Annotated in this window: 8 protein-coding genes; 7 read left to right on the top strand and 1 reads right to left on the bottom strand. The window is 63.7% G+C overall.

All coding sequences use genetic code 11. From position 1 onward, the window contains the following. The first annotated feature begins 124 nt into the window (after nt 1-124). From BGK68_RS25780 to BGK68_RS25765, 4 genes are all read left to right on the top strand, one after another. A complete protein-coding gene (locus BGK68_RS25780) occupies nt 125-340 on the top strand; it encodes a hypothetical protein (protein WP_041311145.1) in 216 nt (71 codons plus the stop codon). A gap of 319 nt (nt 341-659) precedes the next feature. Continuing rightward, complete coding sequence (gene alaS / locus BGK68_RS25775) at nt 660-3,284, top strand: alanine--tRNA ligase (protein ID WP_075259422.1); 2,625 nt, start codon at nt 660-662, stop codon at nt 3,282-3,284. A 29-nt stretch (nt 3,285-3,313) separates the two neighbouring features. Beyond that, nucleotides 3,314-3,868 (top strand): NUDIX domain-containing protein, encoded by a 555-nt coding sequence (locus tag BGK68_RS25770; protein WP_075259421.1) that lies wholly within the window; start codon nt 3,314-3,316, stop codon nt 3,866-3,868. A gap of 162 nt (nt 3,869-4,030) precedes the next feature. After that, nucleotides 4,031-4,267, top strand: coding sequence for a sulfurtransferase TusA family protein (locus BGK68_RS25765; RefSeq protein ID WP_006464319.1), 237 nt, complete (start codon nt 4,031-4,033; stop codon nt 4,265-4,267). A gap of 92 nt (nt 4,268-4,359) precedes the next feature. Here the strand turns inward: BGK68_RS25765 and BGK68_RS25760 are convergent, their stop codons facing one another. Further along, nucleotides 4,360-5,955, bottom strand: a complete 1,596-nt coding sequence (locus BGK68_RS25760; RefSeq protein WP_075259420.1) for an FMN-binding glutamate synthase family protein — start codon at nt 5,953-5,955, stop codon at nt 4,360-4,362. A gap of 302 nt (nt 5,956-6,257) precedes the next feature. Between BGK68_RS25760 and BGK68_RS25755 the strand changes: the two genes are divergently transcribed. The 3 genes from BGK68_RS25755 to rluB all read left to right on the top strand — a co-directional run bounded on the left by BGK68_RS25755 (nt 6,258) and on the right by rluB (nt 11,898). Then, nucleotides 6,258-8,423, top strand: a complete 2,166-nt coding sequence (locus tag BGK68_RS25755) for a putative bifunctional diguanylate cyclase/phosphodiesterase (protein WP_075259419.1) — start codon at nt 6,258-6,260, stop codon at nt 8,421-8,423. A 408-nt stretch (nt 8,424-8,831) separates the two neighbouring features. Continuing rightward, nucleotides 8,832-9,872 (top strand): SMC-Scp complex subunit ScpB, encoded by a 1,041-nt coding sequence (gene scpB, locus BGK68_RS25750; protein WP_075259418.1) that lies wholly within the window; start codon nt 8,832-8,834, stop codon nt 9,870-9,872. After that, nucleotides 9,859-11,898: a 23S rRNA pseudouridine(2605) synthase RluB gene (rluB, locus tag BGK68_RS25745; protein WP_075259417.1), complete on the top strand. Its 2,040-nt coding sequence runs from the start codon at nt 9,859-9,861 to the stop codon at nt 11,896-11,898. The genes scpB and rluB overlap by 14 nt, the downstream gene beginning before the upstream one ends. The last annotated feature ends 248 nt before the right edge of the window (nt 11,899-12,146 follow it).

The following is a 12,146-nucleotide window of genomic DNA, read 5'->3' as shown; positions in this document are numbered from 1 at the left end:
GGGCAGTCGACAGTTGTTGTCAACGTGGCGCAAAAAGTTTGCGTTAAGGATGCACAAGGCCGGCGCCCGTGAGCACGCCGGTGGACTTGTGGAAGCACACAACACTGAGAGATAGAGGAAAACGATGAAGATCAACAAACTGCTGGCTGCCGTACTCGTCGCCGCCTTCGCCATGCCGGTCATGGCCCAGCCCGCACCTGCCCCGGCTCCCGCCGCCGAAGCACCGGCCGCCAAGCCCGCGCCCAAGAAGCACAAGAAGCACGCCAAGAAGAAGCAGAAGAAGCACAAGAAGCACGCCAAGAAGGCCGCACCTTCGATGCCGATCAACAAGGGCGCCTGAGTCCGGGCATCCCTGCAAACCGGTTTACCGGAAGGGACGGCTGATACTGTTAAGGGATGCGCGCGCAGGGTATCGCGCAGCGCCATCAGCCGAACCTGTAACCCGTCGGGTCACCCCGGCGGGTTTTTTTTCGCCTGGGGCCCAGTGCCGGCCTGCGATACCGCCGGTATCGCCGAGATCGTCCGCGCTGGCGAAGGCGGCCTAACGGCGCGCGGATCACGTATAATCGTCGGTTCGCAATCGTTTTTTGCACCGACCATCATCCGGGTCCGGCTGGCGCTACCGTGGCGGCATCTGGCCCATTTATCCGTCTTCGAACATGAACTCAGCCGAAATTCGCGACAAGTTTCTGAAATTCTTTGAATCCAAAGAACACACCATCGTCCGCTCCTCCAGTCTGGTGCCGGGCAATGACCCGACCCTGCTGTTCACCAATTCGGGCATGGTTCAGTTCAAGGACGTGTTCCTGGGCACCGACAAGCGCAACTACGTGCGCGCGGCCTCCGTGCAGCGCTGCCTGCGCGCCGGCGGCAAGCACAACGACCTGGAAAACGTCGGCTACACCGCGCGTCACCATACCTTCTTCGAGATGCTGGGCAACTGGTCCTTCGGCGACTACTTCAAGCGCGAATCGCTGAAGTGGGCCTGGGAACTGCTGACCCAGGTCTATGGCCTGCCGGCTGACAAGCTGTGGGCCACCGTCTACCAGACCGACGACGAAGCCTACGACATCTGGACCAAGGAAATCGGCCTGCCGCCCGAGCGCGTGGTGCGCATCGGCGACAACAAGGGCGCACCCTACGCCTCCGACAACTTCTGGCAGATGGCCGAGACCGGCCCTTGCGGCCCCTGTTCCGAAATTTTCTACGACCACGGTCCGGACATCTGGGGCGGCCCCCCGGGCAGCCCCGACGCCGACGGCGACCGCTACATCGAGATCTGGAACAACGTGTTCATGCAGTTCGACCGCCAGCTCGACCCGGCCACCGGCGAATACACCCTGACCCCGCTGCCGGCCCCTTGCGTGGATACCGGCATGGGCCTGGAGCGCCTGGCCGCGATCCTGCAGCACGTGCACAGCAACTATGAGATCGACCTGTTCCAGGCGCTCATCAAGGCTGCTGCCCGCGAAACCGGCGAGACCGATCTCGCCAATGCCTCGCTGCGCGTGATCGCCGACCACATCCGCGCCACTTCCTTCCTGATCGTCGATGGCGTCATCCCCGGCAATGAAGGCCGTGGCTACGTCCTGCGCCGCATCATCCGTCGCGCGCTGCGTCATGGCCACAAGCTGGGCCAGACCAAGCCTTTCTTCCACAAGCTGGTCAAGGACCTGGTGGTGCAGATGGGCGCAGCCTATCCGGAACTGCCGGAAGCCGCCGAGCGCGTGGAGATGGTCCTGAAGCAGGAAGAAGAACGTTTCGGCGAAACGCTGGAACACGGCATGAAGATCCTGGAAGCCGCGCTGGCCGCCAACAGCAGCAAGCTCGATGGCGAAACTGCCTTCACGCTGTACGACACCTACGGCTTCCCGCTGGACCTGACCGCCGACATCTGCCGCGAACGCAATGTCGAGCTGGATGAGGCGGGCTTTACCGCCGCCATGGAACGCCAGAAGAGCACTGCCCGCGCCGCCGGCAAGTTCAAGATGGCCGCCGCCATCGAATACACCGGCGACAAGACCCGCTTCGTCGGCTACGAATCCCTGGCGCAGTCGGCCAAGGTGGTGGCCCTGTACGTGGCCGGCAGCCCGGTGCAGAAGATCGAAGCCGGCCAGGACGCCATCGTGGTGCTGGACACCACCCCCTTCTACGCCGAATCCGGCGGCCAGGCGGGTGACGCCGGCGCGCTGGAAGCAGCCAATGGCCTCTTCGCCGTGGCCGATACGCAAAAGATCCAGGCCGAGGTGTTCGGCCATCACGGCCAACTGATCAAGGGCAGCCTGGCCATCGGCGACGCCGTCGAAGCCAAGGTCGATGCCGATCAGCGTGCCCGCACCATGCGCAACCACTCGGCCACCCACCTGATGCACAAGGCCCTGCGTGAAGTGCTGGGTTCGCACGTGTCGCAGAAGGGTTCCCTGGTCGATGCCGACAAGACCCGTTTCGATTTCAGCCACAACGCCCCGATGACCGCTGAGGAAATCCGTCGTGTGGAAGAGATCGTCAACCGCGAAGTGCTGGCCAACGTCGCCACCGGCGCGCAGCTGATGGGTTACGACGATGCGATTGCCGCTGGCGCCATGGCGCTGTTCGGCGAGAAGTACGGCGACCAGGTGCGCGTGCTTTCCATCGGCACCTCCACCGAACTGTGCGGTGGTACCCACGTCACCCGTACCGGTGACATCGGCTTGTTCAAGATCGTCTCCGAAGGCGGTGTCGCTGCCGGTATCCGCCGCGTCGAAGCCGTCACCGGCGAAGGCGCGCTGGCGCTGGTGCAGTCGCTGTCGAGCCGCGTGGCCGAAGCCGCTGCGGCGCTCAAGACCCAGCCGGAAGAACTGCTGCCGCGCATCGGCCAGGTGCAGGACCAGGTCAAGGCGCTGGAAAAGGAACTGGCTTCGCTGAAGTCCAAGCTGGCGTCCAGCCAGGGCGACGAACTGGTCAGCCAGGCCGTGGACATCAACGGCATCAAGGTGCTGGCGGCGACGCTGGAAGGCGCCGATGTGGCGACCCTGCGCGAGACCATGGACAAGTTGAAGGACAAGCTCAAGACCGCCGCCATCGTGCTGGGCAGCGTCAAGGATGGCAAGGTCAGCCTGATCGCTGGCGTGACGGCCGACGCGACCTCCAAGGTCAAGGCGGGCGAACTGGTCAACTTCGTCGCCCAGCAGGTCGGCGGCAAGGGTGGCGGCCGTCCGGACATGGCCCAGGCTGGCGGCACCGAGCCGGCAGCCCTGCCGGGCGCGCTGCAAGGCGTGGCGGGCTGGGTCCAGTCCAAGCTGTAATCTTCATTGACCCTCGGTCCGGAGCGCGCATGAGTCAATTCAAGTTCTGCCCGGTCTGCGCAGCATCGCTGGAGCTGCGCGCCGATGAAGGCGAGGCCGGGAAAGTCCGGCTGGCCTGTCCCGATGGTCACTGGACGCATTGGGACAACCCCTTGCCGGTCTTGGCCGCGCTGGTGGAAATCGACGGCAAGATGCTCACTGCGCGCAACGCCGCCTGGGCCGAGGGGCGCTTTGCCCTGATCACCGGTTTCATGGAACGCGACGAGACGCCCGAACAGGGTATCGCCCGCGAACTGAAGGAAGAGACCGACCTGGACGCCCAGGAGATCGAGCTCATCGGCGTCTATGAATTCATGCGCAAGAACGAGCTGATCATTGCCTACTACGTCAAGGCGAGCGGCTCGATCAGGCTGTCGCCCGAACTGGTCGAATATCGGCTCACCGAGGCGGCCGACCTGCGTCCCTGGCCGGCCGGCACCGGTCATGCGGTGGCAGACTGGATGCGCCGGCGCGGGCTGGAAGTCCAGTATGTCGAGTTTGCCGGCTCAAGTAGCCCCATCGAAGCGCCGCAGGTGCTGAAGTAGGCAACAGGCATGGTGCAAGACGCTGCGTTCCGCCTAAGAGGGATATTTGATTGCTTTTGCACAAGCCTAGTGCGGCGAAAACAACATAACTTGTGCAATGCATCAAGTCGGCGCATTTTGCAGTAAAATCGTTTTCGTCGTGATCCATTTTGAGTCGATGTAATGACCATTCAATTTCACCGGGAACTCGATGCGCGCGGTCTGAACTGTCCGCTGCCCATCCTCAAGACCAAGAAGGCGCTGGCCGACATGGCCAGTGGACAGGTGCTCAGGGTGACCGCCACCGATACCGGGTCGGTGCGCGATTTCCAGGCCTTTGCCAAGCAGACCGGCAACGATCTGCTGGAGCAGTCGCAGAATGATGAGCACGAGTTTATCTTCTTCATGAAGCGCAAGTAATCCATTCCTGTTCCGTCCAACCGGGCCGGAGATGAAAAAACCCGCAGCTCGTCCGAACTGCGGGTTTTTTATCGTCCTGCGCCAGCCTGCGCTCAGAATTCCGGGTGGAAGCTCTCCGCCCGGGCGATGGGCCAGAACTTTTCATAGACCCGATAGCGGTAATTGCCGTCCAGCAAGTCATTGGGCTGCAGGTATTTCAGCACGTTGGACATGAGCTGGATTTCATGGTCGTTGATGCGCCGCACGATGTGATGCGGGCGCAGCGCCGAGGTATGCGGCAGGCCTGCCGCCTGCACCAGTTCCTGCAGCGCGTGCAGGGTGCTCTGGTGGAAACGGAAGACGCGCTCGGCCTTGTCCGGCACCACCAGGGCGCGGGCGCGGTCGGCGTTCTGGGTGGCCACGCCGGTGGGGCAGCGGTCGGTGTGGCAGCTCTGCGACTGGATGCAGCCCAGCGCGAACATGAAGCCGCGCGCCGAATTGCACCAGTCCGCCCCCAGCGCCAGCGTGCGCGCCACGTCGAAGGCGGTGATGATCTTGCCGCTGGCGCCGATCTTGACCTTGTCGCGCAGGCCAATCCCCACCAGCGTGTTATGCACCATCACCAGCCCCTCCTGCAGCGGCATGCCGACGTGGTCGACGAATTCCAGCGGGGCCGCGCCGGTGCCGCCTTCGGAGCCGTCCACGGTGATGAAGTCCGGCACGATGCCGGTCTTCAACATGGCCTTGGCGATGCCGAAGAATTCCCAGGGGTGGCCCACGCACAGCTTGATGCCGACCGGCTTGCCGCCGGACAGGCCGCGCAGCTTCTCGATGAATTCCAGCAGGCCGACGGGGGTGGAGAAGGACGAGTGCACGGCTGGCGAGATGCAGTCCACCCCCATGGGAATGCCGCGCGTGGCGGCGATTTCCGGGGTGATCTTGGCGGCCGGCAGCACCCCGCCGTGGCCGGGTTTGGCGCCTTGCGAGAGCTTCACCTCGATCATCTTGATCTGCGGCGATTGCGCTTGCGCCGTGAATTTCTCGTCGTTGAAACTGCCATCGGCATTGCGGCAGCCGAAGTAGCCCGAGGCGATCTGCCAGACCAGGTCGCCGCCGAATTCGCGGTGGTATTCGGAGACCGAGCCTTCGCCGGTGTCGTGGGCGAAGTTGCCTTTCTTGGCGCCCTGGTTGAGCGCCCGGATGGCGTTGGCCGAGAGCGAGCCAAAGCTCATCGCCGAGACATTGAAGACCGACATGGAGTAGGGCTGGGCCCGATCCGCCCCGACGATGACGCGGAAATCATGGCTGGCGATCTTGGTCGGCGACAGCGAATGGCCTATCCATTCATGGCCGGCCTGCTGCATGTCCAGTTCGGTGCCGAAAGGGCGGCTATCGACCTCGGCCTTGGCGCGCTGGTAGACGATGCTGCGCTTCTTGCGCGAGAAGGGGCGGCCATCCATCTCGTCTTCGAAGAAATACTGGCGCAGTTCGGGCCGGATGGCTTCGAACATGAAGCGGAAGTGGCCGATGAGGGGATAGTTGCGCAGTACCGCGTGGCGTTTCTGCAGCAGGTCATGCAGGCCCACGGCCGTGAGCGCCAGCGGGATCAGCGCCCAGCCCCAGCCCAGTTGGTGGCTGGCGGCCAGCGCCAGCAGTATTGCGGTCAGAACGAGTGCAGCCCAGAAGGCCAGATAGCGGTTTGCCCACATAAGAGAGTCCGATGGTTGTCATGGTCGAGCCGGCGCTGACGTGGTCACATGGTCACAGCCCTTGCGACAGCTCATCCGGATTCTAACGCCTCGGCCCGGAGGGCGCGCGCGTCGAACTGAGGGGTGTTTCCGGTCGATTTGCGGAGGGACTGAGGATGGGCGCGGTTTTTACCGCAGTGGCATCGTTATTGCTTCACTGAATCATCCACCCAGGCCGCCGCGGGGATTCGGCGTCCGGGTTCATCGACTTACAACCACACACTCCGCCTGCCGCCGGGCGGGGCGAGACATCACATGTCGTTATGAAAACAGCTGCCTCACCGGCTTCTTGCCGCCCGGACCCGGATCAGAACAGGGCCGTCGTGGCCATCCCGCGCTCGCCGCGGCTCTTGGAAACCCTGCTGGTCAACCTGGATGGCGTGGTCTACCGCTGCCGCGACGACGAACAATGGACCATGGAGTTCGTCAGCGAAGGCTGCCTGGCGCTGACCGGTTATCTGCCGGAAGACCTGTTGCTGAACCAGCGCCTGTCCTTCCTGGAGCTGACCCATCCCGAAGATCGCGCCATGGTGCGCGACCATATCGACGCCTGCATGCGCGAGCGTCACCGCATCGATATCGAATACCGCATCGTGCGCGCCGATGGGGGTGTGCGCTGGGTGTGGGAGCGCGGCGTGGGGATCTACAACGCCAGTGGGCGGGTGGAGGCGATAGAAGGCTTCCTGCAAGACGTGACCGAGCGCAAGGAGGCGGCCCAGGCCCTGCAGGAGGCCGAGCGGCGTTATCGCAGCATCTTCGAGAACGCCATCGAAGGGGTGTTCCAGACCACGCCCGACGGCACCTATATCGCGGTCAATCCGGCGCTGGCGCGCATCTATGGCTACCACTCGCCGGAAGACCTGATCGTGGGGCTGCGCGATATCAGCCATCAGCTCTACGTGGAACCGGAGCGCCGCCAGGAGTTCATGCGGCTGATGGAAGAGCAGGGCTCGGTGTCCAATTTCGAGTCGCGGGTCTATCGTCGCGACGGCGAGATCATCTGGATTTCCGAAAACGCCCGCGCGGTCTATGACGAGGCCGGCAAGCTGAGCTGCTACGAAGGGACGGTAGAGGCCATCACCGAGCGCAAGGCCCATGAGGCCGAGATGCGACACCAGGCCACCCATGATGCCCTGACCGGATTGCCCAACCGCAACATGTTGCACGAACACCTGCAGCGCGCCTTGTTGGTGGCGCGGCAGAAGGGGGCGCTGACGGCCGTGGCCTTCGTGGATCTGGACCAGTTCAAGTTCATCAACGACAGCCTGGGGCACCAGGTCGGCGATGAACTGCTCAAGACCGTGGCGCAGCGGCTGCAGGCTTGCCTGCGCGAGGCCGACATGGTGGCCCGCCAGGGCGGCGACGAATTCGTGCTGGTGTTGCAGAACCAGACCGAGGGCGAAGCGGGCATCGCCGAGGTGATGCAGCGCATCCTGGCGGCGGTGGCGCGTCCCTGGCAGGCCGGTGAGCGTGAGTTCCAGGTGACGGCCAGCATCGGCGTGAGCCGCTATCCGGCCGATGGCAAGGATGTGGAAAGCCTGCTCAAGCACGCCGATTCGGCCATGTACCGGGCCAAGGAGCAGGGGCGCAACAATTTCCAGTTCTTCGCGCCGTGGATGGACAGCCAGGTCAGCAATCGGCTGGAAATGCTGATCAACCTGCGCCGCGCACTCGACCAGGACGAGTTCAAGCTCTACTACCAGCCCAAGCTGAGCCTGCAGGATGGTCGCCTCGTCGGCGCCGAAGCCCTGATCCGCTGGGAGTCGCCGCAGCAGGGGATGGTGCCGCCGGACCGCTTCATTCCCTTTGCCGAAGAGGCCGGGCTGATCGTGCCCATCGGCGAATGGGTGCTGCGTACCGCCTGCCGGCAGAACAAGGCATGGCAGCAGGCTGGGCTGCCGCCCATCCCGGTGGCGGTGAACCTGTCGCCACGGCAGCTGAACCAGAGCCTGCCCGATTTCGTGGCCGGGGTGCTGGCGCAGAGCGGACTGGCGGCGTCCTGGCTGGAGCTGGAGATTACCGAAAACGTCGTCATGAAGGATGCCGAAAAGAGCGTCGCCACCCTGCATGCCTTGAAACGCCTGGGTTTGCAGATCTCGGTGGACGACTTTGGCACCGGTTATTCCAGTTTGTCTTATTTGCGCCGCTTCCCGGTCGATGCGCTCAAGATCGACAAGTCCTTCGTGCGCGACATCGTCCGCGACGCCGACAGCGCAGCCATCGTCAAGGCCATCATCTCGTTGGGGCATATCCTGAACCTGCGCGTCATTGCCGAGGGGGTGGAGGATGAGGAGCAGCATGCTTTCCTGAAGGAAAATGCCTGCGATGAAGTACAGGGTTATTACTTTGGCAAGCCCATGGAGGTCGCGGTATTTACCGCCTGGATGAGCGAGCAGGCGCAGGCAGGTCAGATCCTGTCATGCAAATAATTGTCCGCAGGCTGCAACAGGCTGCATCGCCGGATTTGTTTGTGCTACACTCCGCGCAGTACATTTTTAAGCCTTGCGCCCCACCGCCGCAGCCTGTGCGGCCAATAACGGAACCATGACGCAAGGCCGGTAGTTGAAAAGGTGCAGATCGGCCGTCCGCAACCCCGCGACAAGACGGCTTTGCGAAAGCGCGCTACCTCCGCGACGCCGATTTGCCCGGGTCTTAGATTCCAGCTCATTCAATCTCCAAATACCGGAAGGCAGCGCCGCTGCATCCAGCATTGCGCCAACACTGCGCCAGACTTGCCGTACCTGGCTTGTCCGAGGTGCAGTCGTCGCAGGCATGCCGGGCTGGAGCCAAGCTGCAAGCCGAACTTTTGTTAACAACAAGACGCACAAGAGTGGTACATGAATATTGCTGAGGCCAAGAAAGTCCTCGAAACTGCATTGCTGTGCACGCATGAGCCCCTGTCGATCAATGATCTGAAGAAGCTGTACGTCGATCCCGAGAGCGAGGAGAGCAGCGACATCAATGCCGAGATGATCCGGCAGATGCTCGACGAACTGCGCACCGAATGGGCCGACAAGGGCGTGGAAGTGGTCAGCCTCTCGACTGGCTGGCGCTTCCAGAGCCGCAAGGAAATGAAGGTCTACCTGGAGCGCCTCAACCCCGAGAAGCCGCCCAGGTACACCCGGGCCACGCTGGAAACCCTGGCCATCATTGCCTACCGCCAGCCGGTGACGCGCGGCGACATTGAAGACATCCGGGGCGTGGCGGTCAATTCGCAGACCATCAAGATGCTGGAAGAGCGGGGCTGGATCGAATCGATCGGCCACCGCGACGTGCCGGGACGGCCGGCCCTGTTCGCCACTACCCGCAAGTTCCTGGATGACCTGGGCCTGAGCGCGCTGGAAGAATTGCCGTCGCTGCACCAGGTCAGCGGCGAAGCGGCAGCCCAGGGCGCACTGCTGGAGCTGCAGGCGCTGGAAAGCGGCGTGGCCGCGCTGGCAGAGCAAGAGCAGGAGCAGGTTGCCGATGAGCAGTCCGTAGAGGACGATCAGTCAGCCCAGGCGCCCCAGATCGATGCGGAACTGCAAGACAGCGCCGCGACCCAGGCGACTGAATCGACAGAGGCGACTCCATCGCCTGAAACCGTTGACCAAGCCGCCGCCGAAGTGAGCACGGCAGAGCAAGAAGTCGCCGGGCAAGCCGAAGCAGCGGACGTCCAAGGGGATGAGGACGTCGCCGCAGCAGCAGCCAGCGATGCAGACGATTCTGCGCAAACGCATGAACCATTTGAGCAAGACCTTGCCGTAACAGGCACAGACGCCATCGAAGCCGCCGATGCAGAAGCGACAGGCGAGCATAACGACACCACCGAGCGGGCCGAAGAGCGGGAAGACGACGCACGTCCGCCACATCAAGATTCGAAGAATGAAGCCAACTAGTTCCAAAGACGACACCCAGGTCGAACTTGCTGCGGCCGACGCCGCTGCCGCCGATAAGCCGGTGAAAAAGCGCACCCGCAAGACTGCGGCCAGCGCCGATGCGCCTGCTGCTGCGCCCGCAGCGGCCGAAGCGGCCGATACCGCTGCACCTGCTCCCAAGAAGCGCGCCGTGCGCGCCAAGAAGCCGGCGGCCGACGAAACGGCGGTAGTGGCCGAGGCGGCTGCAGCTCCGGCGCCGGAGAAAAAGCCGCGCGCCACCAAGCCCCGCACCAAGAAGGCTGAAGAGCCGCAAGTGGCCGAGGCTGCCGCGCCTGCGCAAATGAGCCTGGACATGGATGCACCGGCCAAGGCCAAGCCGGCCAAGACCACCAAGCCGCGTGGCAAGGCCAAGCCGGTCGAGGCCGAGCAGATCGCTGCCCCGGCGCCGGCCGAGTTGCCCAAGGTGATCGTCACGGTCGGTGACGAAGTGGTGGCGCCGCCGGTGCTGCTGGACGCGCCCGCCGACCCCAATCGCAACAAGCCTGCCCGCCGTGGCGTGCGCGGTCCGCGTGCACTGCGCAACAACCGTGCCGCGCAACGCGCTGCCGCCAGCGCCGAGGGTGGCGTTCCCGGCAAGGCCGATAACGGCGCCGCACCCGAACAACAGCCGCGCGGCCAGTTTGGCAAGGGCCACGGCCAGGGCGGCCAGAATGCTCTGAACGGCCAGGGTCAGCAGGGCAAGAAGAATTTCGACAAGAACGGCAAGAAGCCCAAGGCGCCGCAACTGGGCCTGCGCGCCGCCGAGCCGGTGGACGACATCTTCTCCTACGTCACCTCCGAAGCCTATGACCGCGACGAAAACCCCAAGGGTGGCGCGCGTCAACCGCATCAGATGCGCGGCAAGAATGGTCGTCGCGACCTGACCGCCGAGGACGATGCTCCCAAACTGCACAAGGTGCTGGCTGACGCTGGTCTGGGTTCGCGCCGCGACATGGAAGAACTGATCGTGGCCGGCCGCGTGTCGGTCAATGGCGAGCCCGCCCACATCGGTCAGCGCATCCTGCCCACCGACGCCGTGCGCATCAACGGCAAGCTGATCCAGCGCAAGGTGAGCAAGCGCCCGCCGCGCGTGCTGGTCTATCACAAGCCTGCCGGCGAGATCGTCAGCCATGCCGATCCGGAAGGCCGCAATTCCGTCTTCGACCGCCTGCCGACCATGAAGGCCGGCAAGTGGCTGGCCGTGGGCCGCCTGGATTACAACACCGAAGGCCTGCTGCTGTTTACCACCTCCGGTGACCTGGCCAACCGCCTGATGCACCCGCGCTACAACATCGAGCGCGAATATGCCGTGCGCACGCTGGGCGAGCTGGAAGAAGGCATGCGCCAGAAGCTGTTGTCCGGCGTGGAGCTCGATGACGGCCCGGCGCAGTTCTCGCGTATCGCCGATGGCGGTGGTGAGGGTGTCAACAAGTGGTACCGCGTGACCATCGGCGAAGGCCGTAATCGCGAAGTGCGCCGCATGTTCGAGGCCGTCGGCCTGACCGTCTCGCGCCTGATCCGTACGCGCTACGGCGCCATGACCCTGCCGCAGACCCTGCGTCGCGGTCGCTGGGAAGAGCTGGAAGAAAACGCCGTGCGCAACCTGATGGCGGCCTGTGGCCTGGAAAAGCAGGCCGGCGAAGGCAAGTCCGGCAACGGCGGCCATGCTGGCAAGGCGCAGGGCCAGGCACAGGGCAACGGCAATGGTCCGCGCGGCAATGGTATGCAGAACAAGGGGCCGCAAAAGGGCCGTGGCGGCAATTACGGCAACCAGGGCGGCAACTACGGTAATCAAGGCGGCAACTATGGCAACCAGGGTGGTGGCTATGGTGGCGGCAACAAGGGCGGCCAGCCCAAGAGCCGCCAGCCCGATCCGCTGCAGACCGCGCTGGGATTCCCCGATGCCGGCCAGCGTCGCAACAACCGTCCGCAACGCGGCGGCAACAGCGCGCCCAACTTCATGCTCGGTGGTTTGCCGGGCATGAATCGCCGTCGCGGCGGCCGCTGAGTCTGCGGGACTGCGTTTGCCTGCACATTTCCGGCAGGCAAGTGTGGACCTGTTGCTTGCGCATGATTGGGGGGAGAGCCCACGTCGATGACGTTTTTTATGAACGTTTTTGACGTTTCGGGCTCATTCCGGAATTGCTGCCGATACCTGAATCGGTTATAATGTGTTAGTTAAACGCAACCTGCCGCGAATCGCATATGTGATAAATCATTGATAGATCCGCCTGCGCCATGAACGATGGAAGTACG

Origin of the sequence: Herbaspirillum camelliae, assembly GCF_001929405.1 — a bacterium.
GTDB classification, from domain to species: Bacteria; Pseudomonadota; Gammaproteobacteria; order Burkholderiales; family Burkholderiaceae_D; genus Herbaspirillum; species Herbaspirillum seropedicae.
Note: the sequence above shows the minus strand (reverse complement) of the source record. Positions and strands in the feature narration are given on the sequence as shown.